Genomic DNA, 14217 nt, shown 5'->3' with positions numbered 1-14217 from the left:
GACCGGGAATCAGCTGATCGGTTGATGCGCCAGGCCGTACAGTTGGTGAGGTGGGGGCGAGACTGGCGATCATTGGCGCGGGTCCGGCGGGACTGGCCACGGCACGGGCGGCGCGGGCGGCCGGACTGGAGCCGGTGCTGTTCGAGCGGGAGACCGAGCTGGGCGGGGTGTGGCGGCCCGGCGACGGTGCGGCCTGGGCCGGCATGACGACCAACCTGTCGCACCAGCTGTGCTCGTTCTCCGAGCAGGTCTGGCCGGAGCGGACCAGGGACTTCCCGTTCCAGGGCGAGGTGCACGGGTACCTGTCCGCCTACGCGAGTGGGCTCGGTCCGCGTTACGGCTGCGCGGTCACCGAGGTCGCGCCCTCGGGTGGCGGCTGGGCGGTGACCTGGACCGAGGCGGGGCGGGAACATCGCGAGGTCTTCGACACGGCGGTGCTCGCCTCCGGGGTGTTCTCCCGGCCCTGGCTGCCCGAGCTGCCGGGGCGATTTGACGGGGAGTCACTGCACAGCAGCCGGTACCGGGGTGCGGAGCGGTTCGCGGGCAAGCGGGTCGCGGTGGTGGGGATGTCCTTCAGCGGCACCGAGATCGCGGCTGAGCTGGCCGGGGCGGGGGTGGCGACCACGGCGGTGACCGGCAGGCCGTTCTGGATCCTGCCGCGCTACGAGGACGGTGTGCCGCGCGACCTGCGCGGTATGACCCGCCACCGTCAGCAGGAGCGGACCCGGCTGCCGAGGGCGCAGGCCAACCGCGCGGCGAACACCCGCTACGACGCTCTGGGCGGCAACCCTGGTCAGTTCGACGCCCGGCTCACCCTGGACCCGTCCTCGACCGAGCCGCCGCACCTGGTCACCTCCGACCGGTTGCCCGGCCTGCTCACCGACGGCGCGCTGCGGATCGCGGTCGGCCAGGTGACCGCGTTGTCGCACAACGGTTTGGTGCTCATTGATGGGTCCACTGTGGACTGTGACGCGGTGGTCTGGTGCACGGGCTACCGGCCCGAGCTGCCGCTGCCCGCGCCGCTACTGGCCGAGGTCTCCTTCGCCGACGACTGGTTGCAGCCGATCCTGTTGCACGGCTGCACCTTCCACCCCGCGCTGCCCGGACTGGCCTTCGTCGGCGTGTACCGCGGGCCGTTCTTCGCGGTGATCGAGCTCCAGGCCCGCTGGGCGGTCGAGGTGCTCTCCGGCGCGATCCCGCCCCCTGCGCCGGAGGTGATGCGGGCCGGAATCCAGGCGGAGCTGGACATCCGGCTGGCCCGGCCGCGGCCGCAGTTCCCGCACGGCGACTACGTGGGCTTCGCCGACCGGCTGGCCGGGGAGTTCGGGGTGCTGCCGTCGCTGGATCCGGCGGGGGAGTGGTACGAGCAGCTCTGGCACGGGCCGGTGGTCGCCGGGCACTACCGGCTCAGCGGTCCTGGCGCGAACCCGGAGCTGGCCGCGCGGCAGTTACGATCGGCGTGGGAGCGGATCGGGAGGAGGCCGGGGTGAACGTCAGCGCGCAGCAGCTGTTCGCCGCGCTGCCCGGCGAATGGCGGTTCAGCCGGGTGATCACCGGGCAGGGCACCGCGAGCGGCTTGGCCCGGTTCCAGCCCGCCGGAGCAGACGAGCTGCACTACCGCGAGGACGGCACGCTCACCCTGGACGCCGGCTACACCGGGCCCGCCTACCGCGAGTACCGCTACCGGCTCGACGGCGAGGCGCTCCAGGTCTGCTTCCCGGACGGCCGGATCATGCACACCCTGCGCCCGGACGCCGAGGCGGCCACCCACCTGTGCGGCGCGGACGTCTACACCGGCCACTACCGGCTGGCCGACCCGGACACCTTCCACATCTCCTACGAGGTGGCCGGGCCGCACAAGGACTTCACCATCGCCACCGTGTTCCGGCGGGTCACCGGCTGAGCCTGCGCCGGACCTCCTTGGCCGCCAGGTACTCGGCCACATCGGAGTAGCGCTCGGACTGGTTGGCGAACTCCACGTACGCCTTGGCCCGCACCAGCCAGTCCACAGTGGACGGACGAACCTGGGCGAGGGCCTGTTCCAGGTGGGCCATCCGCAGCGGTGGCTCCGCGCCGGTGCGCAGCGCCTCGTCGATCACCGCGTCGATCGCGCGCTCGGTGACCGCGCGCAGGTCCGCGCCGCTGAACAGCGCGGTCGGCTCGGCCAGCCTGCCGGGGTCCACGCCGTCGGTGGGCGCGGCGGCCAGCAGCACACGCAGGATCTCCGCGCGGGCCGGGGCATCCGGCGGCGGCACGAACACCACCCGGTCGAACCGGCCGGGTCGCAGCATCGCCTCGTCCACGTCCCACGGCGCGTTGGTGGCGGCCAGCACCAGCACCCCGTCGTTGTCCGAGCCGATCGCGTCCAGCTCCTGCAACAGCACGTCCACCAGCCGGCGGGCGTCGGAGCCGTGGTGCTTGTGCCGGGCGAAGGCCAGCGCGTCCAGCTCGTCCAGGAACAGCACGCAGGGCGCCTGGGCGCGGGCGGTCTCGAAGGCGGCGTGCAGGTTCTGCTCGGACACCCCGAGGTAGGGGTCCATCACGTCCTCGATCCGGACGTTGACGAACGGCAGCCCGCACTCCCCGGCGGTGGCACGGGCCATCATGGTCTTGCCGCAGCCGGGCGGCCCGTACAGCAGCACGCCGCCACCGGTGCGGCGGCCGTACTTGGCGTAGAGCTCCGGCCGGGACAGCGGCAGGATGATCATGCGGTGGATCAGCTGCTTGACCTCGGTCATGCCGCCGATCTGGTCGAAGGTCAGCGTTTCCGCCCGCGCCGCCGGACCCTCCGGCCGCTCACCGGCACGCCCCTCGGCGGTGACCCTGATCGCGCCGCGCGCGGTGAGCAGCTCGTCGACCAGCCGTTGCAGCTTGCCGACGCCCTCCACGATCCCGGCCTGCCTGGCGTGTTCCAGGCAGGCGCGCAGCAGCGGCAGCCGCTGCTCGGCCGCGGCCAGCTCGCCGATGTGCACCAACGACTCGGTGAGGTCGGCGTCGTGGTGCAGCAGCCAGTCGTACTCGTCCAGCGCCGCTGAAGTCTGGCCCGCGTTCGCCAGCTCCTCGGCCAGCATCAGCCGCAGCATGGGGTCCTCCGGACTGGCCGCGACCGCGCGGCGCAGCGACTCGATCCGGTGCTCGCTCATCGGTTCCGCTCCAACCAGCGGCGCACCAGCGGCGGCGCCACCCACGAGTAGACGCAGTAGAGGACCCAGATCACGGTCAGCCCGAGGGCCAGCGGCAGCAACCCGGCCGCGCGCAGGCCCAGCAGCACCAGCATGAAGCCCAGCCACAGCTTCATCGGCCCGATCCGGTACATCAGCCGCAGCGGCCGCAGCGCCGGGTGCGCGGCCACCCTGGCCTCGCGGGCGGCCGCGACGTAGGCGGCGTTGCCGGGTTCGGCGGCCGCGGCCGCCCGGAAGGACCGGTAGGCCTGGTCCACGTCCCCGGTCTGGGCCGCGGCGTTGCCGTGCATGGCCCGCGCCGCGGTGGAGTCCGGGTCCTGCGCCAGGGTGTCCGCGCTGTGCCGCACCGCCTCGGCGTCCTGGCCGCGGGCCAGCGCGATCATCGCCCGGACCTGGCCGGCCGCCTCCAGGTGCGGATCGTGGTGTGCGGCCCGCGCGACCAGCCGCTCCGCCTTGTCCACCTGCCCGGCGGACAGGCACAGCCGCGCGTAGTCGCAGAGCAGCTGCGGCTGTTCCGGGTCCTGGTGCAGCGCGGCCAGCAGCGCCTCCTCGGCCGCCGGCCACTGGCCCAGCTCGTGCCGGGTGTTGCCGAGCACCTGCAGCAGCGGCAGGTCCGGCCCGAACCGGCTGATGCCGTCGGCGGCGACCCGGGCCGCCTCCTCGTTGCGGTCCAGCATCCACAGCGCGCTGGCCCGGAACACCGTGGCCGGGTAGCCGACCGCGTCCTCACCGGGCAGCTGGGCCAGCGCGTCGAGCGCGCGCTCGGGCTGGCGCACCGACATCCAGTGCCGCACCAGCGCGAAGGTCTCCTCGCTCATGCCGTCCACACCACCACGGCCACCAGCAGCGCCTCCGGGACGCCGCAGCCGAACACCGCGCCGAAGCCGGGTCCCCACAGCGAGGCGTGCTCACCGCCGCGCAGCTGGAACACCCGCTCCGCGGTGTGCTGGAGGCGGGCCTGGGCGAAGTAGCCGAGCAACGCCACCGCGCGGATGATCAGCCGCAGCGCGTTGAGCGCCACCAGGTCGGCGATCAGGTGCGCCAGCACGAGCTCCGTGGCCAGCGCCACCCCGCCGATCAGCAGCACCAGCCGGCGCTCGCGGGCGGCCATGCCCAGCTTGCCGGAGTTGAGAAAGGCGATGGTGGTGACCGCCAGCACGCCGCCGAAGAACGCGACATAGGCCTGGCTGCTCACCCGCCACGGCCGTGCGGTCCCGGCTGACGTGCGAATCGTCGGCCGGAGAAGATCGTCGGACACCCTGCCCCCTCCAGTTCCGCCGAAAGCGTAGTCGACGGCTCTACCCTGTTCCGGTGACGCGGCGAAGTGCGGGCATCCTGGTCCACCGCAGGGGCGAGAACGGGGTGGAAGTCCTGCTCGGACACATGGGCGGCCCGTTCTGGGCGAGCAAGGACGAGGCGGCCTGGTCCATCCCCAAGGGCGAGCACACCGAGGACGAGGCGCCGGAGGCCGCGGCCCGGCGGGAGTTCCTGGAGGAGCTCGGGCTGCCCGCGCCGGAGGGGGAGCTGCTGCCGCTGGGCCAGGCGCGGCAGTCGGCGAAGGTGGTCGCGGTGTGGGCGGTGGAGGGTTCGGTGGACCTGGACCGGGTGGTGCCGGGGACCTTCCGGATGGAGTGGCCGCCGCGGTCGGGGAAGTTCGCGGAGTTCCCGGAGCTGGACCGGGTGGCCTGGTTCGACCTGGAGACCGCGGCGGTGAAGCTGGTCAAGGGACAGCGGGTGTTCCTGGCGCGGTTGGCGGAGCTGCTGGGCTGAACGGCAGCTTGCTGTCACGAGTTGGCCAAAACCGGGGAGGGCTCCCCAGGCTGGTGTCCACAATCAGTGACGGCAACAGCCCGATCCGCGACGGAGGAGCCCGATGGACTACCCGACACTCCCGGTGCCGGAGCCAGCCCCCGCGCCGGAACCGGGCTGGGCCCCGGAGCCGCCGCCCCCGCCCCGCCCGCAGGACCCGTTGGCGGTGGCGCTGGGCAACGCCTCCCTGCTGAGCGTCGGCTACTTCCTGATGCGCAGGGTCAGGCTCGGCGTGATCACACTGCTGATCACTCTGGCCCTGGTCGCGGCGCAGGCCGGGACGGTCCGGGAGACCTGGCTGGAGTTCACGCTGCTCGGCTGGTGGCTGCTGCTGGTCTGGCACGGCTGGTTCTTGGCCCGCCGCGCCGAGCCGGTGGTGCGCAAGGGCCAGCGGCTGTGGGCGCTGGCGACCGCGCTGGTGGTGCTGCTGGTGGTCGGGTTTCTGCGGTTCGACGCGGCCGGGATCGAGCGGGAGGTCACGGCGGCCAAGGAACGCGGGGACTGCGGGCAGGCGTTGTCCGCGTTGGACCAGGTCGGGTTCGGGCACCGGGTGGCCGATGCGCCGCTGACCGTGCGCGGGGAGCAGACCGCGGATGCTTGTCAGCGGTTGCGGCGCTCCGCTGACAAGCTCACCGCGGCGCTGACCGGGAACACCGAGGCGCTCAAGGCCGGGTTCGACGAGCTGGCCAACGTGCTGGCCAACCTGCCGGGCCACGAGAAGATGACCGACACCGTGCTCAACGCCTTCCTCGGGAGCCTGCCCGCGAAGAGTCCGTGCCACACCGTGGTGGTCACCACCTGGCTGCGGCAGCGGCAGGCCACCAAGAACACCCTGGACCGCGCCGCCGAGGTGGTGGACAAGCACGCGCCGCTCGCGCTGGCCGAGTGTGGGGACCTGATCATGGACGGCAAGCAGTGGGCGCAGGCCAAGGCGCAGTACCAGCAGCTGATCGACCAGTACCCCGGCCACGAGCTCACCGGCCGGGCCGAGGAGGGCGTGCGCAAGGCGACCCTGGCCATCGAGCTGGACAACGTGCGCGGCCTGCTCCGCGGCTCCAAGTCCGCTTACTGCGCCAGCCCCGCGCAGTACAGCGCGGCCCCGCCCTACGGCAAGGGCACCAACCGGGCGATCATGGCCGGTGAGGGCGAGTACACCGGCAGGCTGCCCGGCGAGTGGAAGACCGAGGACCCCACTCAGGCGGTGCTGGTGGTCTGCGCAGGCCGGAAGGAGTACGGCGCGATGGTGCGCAGCTGCCTGTACCAGAACAAGATGCTGCCCCGGGTCCCGCACAGCGTGGCCTTCCACAAGATCGCCATCCCGGTGCGGGCCTACGAGCTGCGCACCGGCAAGCGGGTGGTGGACGCCAAGGTGGAGGTCGGCGGTTCGGTCTGCCCCAGGGTGCTGCACTACCGGACCATCTTCAACGACGGCCCGCCGCCCTCCCAGGTCTACGTCACCGAGTCCGACAAAGAGGTGCACGACGCCTTCGGCTGGTTCATCAACCAGTGACCCGCCGGGCCAGCAGCCAGTCCACCAGCACCGTCAGCCCGAGCCCGAGCCCGCCGACGAGGCCGAGCGGGATGGCTTCCAGGCCGTTGACCAGCCCCAGCAGGTCGATCGGCAGCCACAGCAGCACCGACAGCGCCGCCGCGGCCGGGGCGATCACCAGCGCCCAGCCGCGGCGGCCCGCCGGGGTCGCGGTGCGCGGGGTGACCGTGGGCGTGGCGGCGGCCAGTGCCCAGCACAGCAGCCACAGCACGGCCAGGGCCAGCGCGCCGAGCACGACCACCCACAGCCAGACGGTGTCCGCGAACAGCCCCACCAGCACCGTGGTGACCAGGGGTGCGGCCGCGAAGCCGCCGAGCAGCACGGCCAGGGCGAGGCGGGCGTAGAGCGGGATGTGCCGCGCGGGGTCAGCCATTGAGGTAGGCCAGCACCGCGAGCACCCTGCGGTTGTCGTCCTCGGCTGGCAGCAGGCCGAGTTTGCTGAAGATGTTGTTGGTGTGCTTGGAGACCGCCTTCTCGGTGATGAACAACCGGGCGGCCACGGCGGCGTTGGACCGGCCCTCGGCCATCAGGCTGAGCACCTCGCGCTCGCGCGGGGTGAGCGCGGTGACCGGCTTGTCCCTGGAGTGCCTGGCCAGCAGCTGGGCGATCACGTCTGGGTCCATCGCGGTGCCGCCCGCGGCGACCCGCCGGACCGCGTCCACGAACTGCCCGACGTCGGCCACCCGGTCCTTGAGCAGGTAGCCGACGCCGCCCGCGGAGTCCGACAGCAGCTCGCGGGCGTAGAGCTGCTCGACGTACTGGGACAGGATCAGCACCGGCAGGCCCGGCAGCCTGCGCCGGGCCTCGATGGCGGCGCGGAGGCCCTCGTCAGTGAACGTCGGTGGCAGTCGCACATCGCAGACCGCCACGTCCGGTCGATGCCTGACGAGGGCTTCCAGCAGGTCACGGCCGTTGTCCACGGCAGCGACCACCTCGAAGTCGTGCGCCTGGAGCAGCCTGATCAGGCCGTCGCGGAGCAGGACGAGGTCTTCAGCGATGACGACACGCACGGGGCCATTCTGGATCACCGCCCCGCCGGGCCGAGATGGAACACCGCAAACTCGTCCAAAGACAGCTCTTCCGCGTCGCCGCCGACCGCCCTGCGCAGCCCGACCCAGCTGTCCCCGGAGCTGGACGCGGTGAACTCCACCGTGTGCGTGCCGGGCTCGGCGCGGGCCGGCAGCGGGGTCACCGTGACGTCCCTCGGCTTGCCGTCGGCTGCGTCCTCGCCGACCACCCAGCTGTAGGCGCCGCCCGCGGCCGCGTACCTGAAGCTCACCCGGTAGCGGTGGCCCGGCTCGAAGCGGACCGTGGCCGGGGTGGTCCGGTAGACCAGGTGCGCGGCGTACTCGAAGGACTTCAGGCTCCAGTCGCCCTCGATCACGTCGTCCACCGCCTTGCCATTCCAGCCGCGCTGGGTGAACGGGGCGTGCTTCTCGGCCAGGTGGGTGCGGGCGTCGGTGGGCGCGATCTCGCCGCCGGGCACGAACGGGCCCCAGCCCTGGTCGACCCGCTCGAAGTCCCAGCGGCTGCCGGGATCGGGGGCCTGGGTGATCCGCAGGTCGTCTATCCGGACCGCCGCGTCACCCTCGCCGACCCGGACGCCGACCTCGGTGCCACCGGTGCTGGTGAAGAACACCCTGATCCGCTGTGACTTCGTGCCCTTCTTCTCCTCGGAGGCCACGATGTTGGTCACCGTGGACCGGTCCAGCCGGGTTTCCTCGTCACCGGCGAACACGGTGACCGGCCTGGACTTGCCGGGCTCGACCTCCACCATCAGCGAGGCCGCGTACTGACCCGGCGGCAGCTGCGCCCGCTGGCTCAGCGTGGCCGATCCGCCGCGCACCACGGCTTCGCGCTGCCCGCGGTCGTTGGTCTCCACCTTGACCGCGCCGCTGTGCCGCCAGCCGGTGAGGTCGCCGGAGTCGAAGCCGGGGTTGGCGGTCGGCGTGCCCTCGCCGTAGCCCATCTTGGGCGCGGGTGCGGGGGTCTGGGCGGTGACCAGGTACGGGGTGCGCGCGTCGGCGGTGATGGTCACCTTCCCGTCGCGCACCGGCAGCGCGCCGACGTGCGCACGGCCGTCGTCGGTGAGCCGGTACAGCTGGAGGCTGGGCCACTTGGCCAGTGCGGGCGGCAGGGCCCAGGTGCTGGTGCCACCAGCGGGACTCCAGTGGTATGCCTTGTCCGGTGCGGCAGGCGACCAGGGCAGCAGATAGGCGCCGTTGTCATAGATCAGCCTTCCGTCCTGGTGGAACTGGCGCTTGCCGCCGGGCGCGGTCACCTTCAGCCCGCCGTCCAGCACAGCCTCCACAGTGGACAGTCGCTGCACCGGGAAGTGCTGGAGGTACTTGGTGGGCAGGTTCTGCTCGAAGGTGTTGGCCAGGAACGCCCGGTAGTCGGTCTCGCCGGTCCAGCCCTCGAACTCCACGATCCGCGCGCCCATCAGCAGCGGGTGGTGCACGAAGACGTCCTTCTGGTGGTTGCGGGCCAGCCGGATGATGGTGGAGTTGATGCCGCGGTGGGTCTCACTGCTGTAGTCGATGTCGGTGGCCCAGTGCGTCCACAGCGTCTCCCGCTCCAGCCGGTGCGACCACTCGGTGGCCATCTCCCAGCCCAGCTGCCGCACCTCGCGCTGCAACCGGTCCGCGGTCCAGCCGGTCTCCCGGAACACGTCGAAGTACAGGAAGTCCAAGCCGCCCTTGGTTTCCCGCTGGAGCTGGGCCAGCCTGCGCTCGAGGTCGCCGGAGGTCAGGTCGCGGCGCTGGTTGATCCGGTAGGACTGGTCCATCCAGGCCCACTGCTTGTTGTTCTTGTCCACCAGCGTCTCGGAGAAGGCCTTCGCCTCCGGGTAGGACTCGGTCGCGTTGACGTGCACGCCGAAGTCGGCGTTCCAGCGCTTTCCCTTCTCCAGCAGGGTGTTCAGGCCGCGCAGGCCGCCCGCCCGCTCGTTGTAGTGGCCGCCGTAGTCCGGGTGCGCGGCGTCGTGGCCCTCCGACTGGTAGCCCTTGAGCAGCACGAACTGGCCGAGGCCGTCGGTGGCCAGGTTGACCCGCTTGGTGTCGTCCAGGGTGCGGGTGAACGGGTGCGTGGCCGAGGAGGCGATGTTGAACGGGATCCGCTGCACCACCCGGTCCTTGGTGCGCTGCCAGCCCTTGGGCTGCCACATGATGTCCCGGAAGGCGATCGCCGCGTCCTGCCAGTCCAGCACACCGTCGCCGTTGCGCTCCCCGGTCAGCGTGACCTTGGCCCAGGGCGCGGGCTCGGTGTCCGGCGCGTCCTTGGCCCGGTGCGTCCACCGTCCACTCCAGACACTCACCGCGGGCCCGTCCGCGGTGGCCCTGGCCTGCCGCCAGATCCGGCCGTTCTCATCCGCGCCCGGACCGCCGTCCTGGTCGTAGGTGGAGTTGGTCTCGATCGCGGCGGCCAGCGTGCCGGTGCTGACCATGCCGTAGGCCGAGCCCTGCGGCTGCGCGTCCGGCTGGGTCTGGGCGTTGACCGGGTAGATCCGGTCGCCGTTGCCGTTCTTGTTCAGCTCCACCCTGGCCGCGGCCACCTGCGCGGCGGGGTCGGCGGCGCGCACGGTGAGCAGGTCGTGGCCGGGGATGTCGATGGTGCCCACCCGGAAGGCCGGGGTGTCGCGCACCTGGTCGATCCGGAAGGTCACGGTGCGCCCCTGGAGCGCCAGGCTCGCCGCCAGGCGCACGCCGGGCAGGTCGGGGAAGGTCAGCGCGTACCGCATCGCACCACCGGCCGGGCGGGCAGTGGCGCTGGTCCGGTAGTCGGTTCCGTTGAGCCGCAGCGAGGTCAGCGGCGCGGACCGGCCGTGCAGCACCGCGCCGGAGCGGCGGTCGGTGTAGCTGACCACCCGGGGGAACTCCGCACCCACGGCCACGCTCAGCTCGGCCGAGCGCAGGGTCAGCTCAGGTTGGGCGGCGGCGGCCGGTAGCGCGGGGGCGAGCAGGGTCAGGGCGGCGGCTAACACCACGGGGGACAGGCGGGTCGACACGGGCACCTCCACGATCGACTGCGCGAATGTGCTTGTTCTATGGCGCTAAACATCATTAGTCAACACTCAATCAATCAGGACTGAACAAAGCCGGGTCGGGACATGTGTACTGGCCAACGCTGGACAAAGCACTCTTACCTGCGGAAACGCCAGAAAATACGGTTGGTGCCATGAACGAGGCAGTCCAGCTGACCGCGGTGACCAAGGCCTACGGGCCGGTCCGGGCGGTCAACGGCGTCGACCTGAGCGTGCCCACCGGGCAGACCGTGGCACTGCTCGGTCCCAACGGCGCCGGGAAGTCGACCACGATCAACTTGATGCTCGGTCTGCTGGCCCCGGACTCCGGGCAGGTCAGGCTGTTCGGCGGCACCCCGGAGTCGGCGATCAGGGCCGGCCGGGTCGGCGTGCTGCCTCAGGACGCCAAGCTCATCCCGCGGGTCACCGTGGGCGAGCTTGTCGACTTCGTCCGGCGCGCCTATCCCTCTCCACTGCCGCTGGCCGAAGTGCTGGGACTCGCCGGGCTCACCGACCTGGCCACGCGCAAGGCCGACGCCCTGTCCGGGGGGCAGGCGCGTCGGGTGCAGTTCGCGCTGGCCATGGCCGGTGACCCGGAGCTGGTGGTGCTCGACGAACCCACCACCGCGCTTGACGTCGAGCACCGCCGCGAGTTCTGGTCCTACCTGCGGGCCTTCGCCGCCCGCGGCCGGACCGTGCTGTTCTCCAGCCACTACCTGGAGGAGGTGCAGGAGAACGCGGACCGGGTGGTGGTGATCTCGGCGGGCCGCACGCTGGCCGATGCCACCCCGGACGAGCTGCGCCGCCAGGTCGGCGGGACCACGGTGTCCCTGGACCCGCGCGGGCTCAACCCGGCGCAGCTGCACCGGCTGCCCGGGGTGCTCTCGGTGGCCATGCGCGGCGGCCGCGCCCATCTGAGCTGCGCCGACTCCGACGCCACCGTGCGGGGGCTGGCCGAGATCGGCGCGATCCACGAACTGGAAGTGACCGGAGCCGGACTGGAGGAGGCTTTCATGGCCCTCACCGCGCAAGATCGGACGGCCGTCTGATGCTGGGCTACATCCTCATCGAGTGCAAGCGCCTGGGCCGGGACACCGGGTTCCTGTTCATGAGCGTGCTCACTCCGCTGATCATGTACGTGGTGTTCAACAACCTCAACGTGGCCATCGGCCAGGACCCCACGCAGGCCGCGCTCTACACCATGATCAGCATGTCCGCCTTCGGCGCGATCAGCGGCGTGCTCAACAGCAGCATCGGCGTGGCCGAGGACCGGGCCATGGGCTGGCTGCGGCAGCTGCGGCTGACCCCGTTGTCCCCGTTGCGGATCGTGCTGGGCAGGGTGCTGATCTCAATGCTGCTGGCGCTGCCGCCGGTGCTCTCGGTCTGCCTGGCCGGGGTGCTGGTCAACGACGTGCAGCTGTCCGCTGGCCGCTGGCTGGCCGTGGTGGGCCTGCTGTGGCTGGGCACCGCGCCCTTCGCCGCGGCCGGTATCGCCATCGGCTACCTGCTCTCGGTCCGGGTGGCCCAGCTGGCCGGCATCTTCGTCTACATCGGACTGTCGCTGCTGGGCGGACTGTGGATGCCGCTGGCCGCCTTCCCGGACTGGCTGGCCGAGCTGGCCCGCTACACCCCGACCAACCGCTACGCCGACCTGTCCTGGCGGGTGGTCTTCGAGCAGGGGCCCTCGGCGGCCGGGATCGGCATCCTGATCGGGTGGCTGGCACTGGCCGCGGGCTTCGCGGTCTACGCATACCAGCGTGGGGGACGGCAGGCATGATCTACGGTGCGGGCATGCGCACGAGGCCGGTGACCGACCCGATCCACGGTCAGCTGCCACCGGTGGTGATGCTGCCCTGGCTGGCCTCCCTGCTGCTGCCTGCGCTGCGCGCCGACACCCTGGGCGCCACCGCGCTCGGGGTGTTCGCGCTGGCCTACGCGGCCGCGGTGTGGCTGCTGCTGGAACGGCGCGGCCCGCGCTGGCCGTCCATCGCGCTGGCCGTGCTGCTCACCGCGATCGCCTTGGTGTTCGCGACGAAGCTCGGCGAGTTCTGGTACCTGCCGATGCCGTTCGTGTTCGCGGTCTGGTCGCTGATCACCGTCGAGTACGGCGCGCCGCTGGTGAACGTGGCCGGTGTGGTGGTGGTGCACCTGCTCGGCGCGTGGGTGGGCAGCGACGCCGCGCAGATCGTGATCGGCGCCTTCCTCACCTTCCTGGCCGGCATGCTGACCTTCGTAGTGCTGCGGCTGGGCGGCGCGGTCCGCGAGCTGGAGGCGGCCAGGGAGGAGCTGGCGCACACCGCGGTCACCAGGGAACGGCTGCGCTTCGCCAGGGACCTGCACGACCTGCTCGGCCACACGCTCTCCCTGGTGGTGGTCAAGGCGGAGGCGGTGCGGCGGCTGATCCCGCGCGACCCGGCCGCGGCGGGGGAGCAGGCCGCCGACATCGAGACGGTGGGGCGGCGGGCGCTCTTGGAGGTGCGGCAGGCGGTCACCGGCTACCGCGCGCCAAGCCTGGCCGAGGAGCTGGCCGGGGCGCGGGCGGCGCTCACCGCGGCCGGGGTGGCCGCGGAGCTGCCCGAGCCGCGGGACCTGCCGGGGGAGGCGGGCGCGCTGCTGGGCTGGGTGGTGCGGGAAGGTGTCACCAACGTGCTCCGGCACGCGCGGGCCCGGCGGTGCGTGATCGAGCTGCGGCAACTGGAGGAACGGGTGGAGCTGAGCGTCACCGACGACGGGGACGGCTGGGCGGGCGGCCCAGGCAGCGGTCCGCACGAGCCGGGTGACGCGGTCGCCGAGGGCAACGGGCTGCGCGGACTGGCCGAACGGGTGCGCGCCGCCGGTGGCGAGCTCCTCGCCCAGGGCAACGCCGCGGGTTTCACGCTGCGGGTGAGCCTGCCGACCGGGGAGGCGTCGTGATCAGGGTGCTGCTGGCCGAGGACCAGGGCATGATGCGCGGCGCGCTGGCCCTGCTGCTCGGCCTTGAGGAGGACATCGAGGTGGTGGCCGAGGCCGCCACCGGCGACGAGGTACTGCCCAAGGCGCTGGAGACCCGCCCGGACATCGCCGTGCTGGACATCGAGATGCCCGGCCGCAGCGGTCTGGAGGCCGCCGCTGACCTGCGCGAACAGCTACCGTCCTGCCGGGTCTTGATCGTCACCACCTTCGGCCGCCCCGGCTACCTGCGCCGGGCCATGGAGGCCGGGGCCAGCGGGTTCCTGGTCAAGGACGGCCCGGTGGAGCAGCTGGCCGTCGCGATCCGCCGGATCCTGGCCGGTGAGCAGGTCATCGACCCCGGACTGGCCGCCGCGGCGCTGCGCTCGGGGCCGAACCCGCTCACCGAGCGGGAACGCGAGCTGCTGGCCGCCGCCGCGGACGGGGCCACCGTGGCCGACCTGGCCGCCCAGCTGTTCCTCTCGGAGAGCACGGTGCGCAACTACCTGTCCTCGGCGATCCAGAAGACCGGCACCCGCAACCGGATCGAGGCGGTGCGCGCCGCGGCCGACCGCGGCTGGCTGTGAAGGATACGCAGAGTGCCTGGCTGAACACGCGGGAAGTCCGAGTTGGACGGTCCCCGCGCGGTTTCGCTTGGCCCGCAACGAGAACCCGGGTCCGTGTCGCGAAGGGGTCCGGACAAAGCTGGGAGATTCCTAACCGAGACC

14 protein-coding genes are annotated in these 14217 nt (G+C 72.2%); 8 read left to right on the top strand and 6 right to left on the bottom strand.

The genetic code is table 11. From position 1 onward, the window contains the following. Positions 1-50 precede the first annotated feature (50 nt). Both N8J89_RS23500 and N8J89_RS23495 read left to right on the top strand, forming a co-directional pair. Entirely contained in the window at positions 51-1490 is a 1440-nt protein-coding gene (locus N8J89_RS23500) for a flavin-containing monooxygenase (RefSeq protein ID WP_283659158.1), read from the top strand. Next, entirely contained in the window at positions 1460-1903 is a 444-nt protein-coding gene (locus N8J89_RS23495) for a DUF6314 family protein (protein WP_283659157.1), read from the top strand. The genes N8J89_RS23500 and N8J89_RS23495 overlap by 31 nt, the downstream gene beginning before the upstream one ends. On the opposite strand, the gene N8J89_RS23490 is transcribed toward N8J89_RS23495, so the two are convergent. From N8J89_RS23490 to N8J89_RS23480, 3 genes are read right to left on the bottom strand one after another with little or no spacing between them, the layout of a single operon-like run. Next, a complete protein-coding gene (locus tag N8J89_RS23490; RefSeq protein ID WP_283659156.1) occupies positions 1893-3143 on the bottom strand; it encodes an ATP-binding protein in 1251 nt (416 codons plus the stop codon). The two genes, N8J89_RS23495 and N8J89_RS23490, sit on opposite strands and share 11 nt — an antisense overlap. Next, complete coding sequence (locus N8J89_RS23485; RefSeq protein ID WP_283659155.1) at positions 3140-4000, bottom strand: tetratricopeptide repeat protein; 861 nt, start codon at positions 3998-4000, stop codon at positions 3140-3142. Before N8J89_RS23485 ends, N8J89_RS23490 begins: the two co-directional genes overlap by 4 nt. Next, positions 3997-4377 carry a hypothetical protein gene (locus tag N8J89_RS23480; protein ID WP_283659154.1) on the bottom strand — a complete coding sequence of 127 codons (381 nt, stop codon included), beginning with the start codon at positions 4375-4377 and terminating at the stop codon, positions 3997-3999. Before N8J89_RS23480 ends, N8J89_RS23485 begins: the two co-directional genes overlap by 4 nt. A gap of 116 nt (positions 4378-4493) precedes the next feature. Here N8J89_RS23480 and N8J89_RS23475 point away from each other — a divergent pair, with 116 nt between their 5' ends. Together N8J89_RS23475 and N8J89_RS23470 are read left to right on the top strand one after the other, a co-directional pair. Next, on the top strand, positions 4494-4952 hold the full coding sequence (locus tag N8J89_RS23475; protein WP_283659153.1) for an NUDIX hydrolase: 459 nt from the start codon (positions 4494-4496) through the stop codon (positions 4950-4952). A gap of 103 nt (positions 4953-5055) precedes the next feature. After that, entirely contained in the window at positions 5056-6501 is a 1446-nt protein-coding gene (locus N8J89_RS23470; RefSeq protein ID WP_283659152.1) for a tol-pal system YbgF family protein, read from the top strand. On the opposite strand, the gene N8J89_RS23465 is transcribed toward N8J89_RS23470, so the two are convergent. Genes N8J89_RS23465 through N8J89_RS23455 form a run of 3 tightly spaced genes read right to left on the bottom strand, consistent with a single transcriptional unit; the run spans position 6491 to position 10546 of the window. Next, complete coding sequence (locus tag N8J89_RS23465) at positions 6491-6913, bottom strand: hypothetical protein (RefSeq protein WP_283659151.1); 423 nt, start codon at positions 6911-6913, stop codon at positions 6491-6493. The genes N8J89_RS23470 and N8J89_RS23465 overlap by 11 nt on opposite strands. Then, on the bottom strand, positions 6906-7550 hold the full coding sequence (locus N8J89_RS23460) for a response regulator (protein ID WP_283659150.1): 645 nt from the start codon (positions 7548-7550) through the stop codon (positions 6906-6908). The genes N8J89_RS23465 and N8J89_RS23460 overlap by 8 nt, the downstream gene beginning before the upstream one ends. Before the next feature lie 14 nt (positions 7551-7564). After that, complete coding sequence (locus N8J89_RS23455; protein ID WP_283659149.1) at positions 7565-10546, bottom strand: endo-alpha-N-acetylgalactosaminidase family protein; 2982 nt, start codon at positions 10544-10546, stop codon at positions 7565-7567. Positions 10547-10716: 170 nt separating this feature from the next. On the opposite strand from N8J89_RS23455, the gene N8J89_RS23450 reads away from it, so the two are divergent. Genes N8J89_RS23450 through N8J89_RS23435 form a run of 4 tightly spaced genes read left to right on the top strand, consistent with a single transcriptional unit; the run spans position 10717 to position 14076 of the window. Beyond that, positions 10717-11610, top strand: a complete 894-nt coding sequence (locus N8J89_RS23450) for an ABC transporter ATP-binding protein (RefSeq protein ID WP_283659148.1) — start codon at positions 10717-10719, stop codon at positions 11608-11610. Then, positions 11610-12338 (top strand): ABC transporter permease, encoded by a 729-nt coding sequence (locus N8J89_RS23445; protein ID WP_283659147.1) that lies wholly within the window; start codon positions 11610-11612, stop codon positions 12336-12338. The genes N8J89_RS23450 and N8J89_RS23445 overlap by 1 nt, the downstream gene beginning before the upstream one ends. 14 nt (positions 12339-12352) lie before the next feature. Next, entirely contained in the window at positions 12353-13474 is a 1122-nt protein-coding gene (locus tag N8J89_RS23440) for a sensor histidine kinase (RefSeq protein ID WP_283659146.1), read from the top strand. Then, positions 13471-14076, top strand: coding sequence for a response regulator transcription factor (locus N8J89_RS23435; protein WP_283659145.1), 606 nt, complete (start codon positions 13471-13473; stop codon positions 14074-14076). Before N8J89_RS23440 ends, N8J89_RS23435 begins: the two co-directional genes overlap by 4 nt. Positions 14077-14217: the final 141 nt, after the last annotated feature.

The organism is Crossiella sp. CA-258035 (assembly GCF_030064675.1).
In the GTDB taxonomy this organism is placed as follows: Bacteria; Actinomycetota; Actinomycetes; order Mycobacteriales; family Pseudonocardiaceae; genus Crossiella.
The sequence above is the reverse complement of the archived record's forward strand: the minus strand, read 5'-3'. Positions and strand labels throughout refer to the sequence as shown.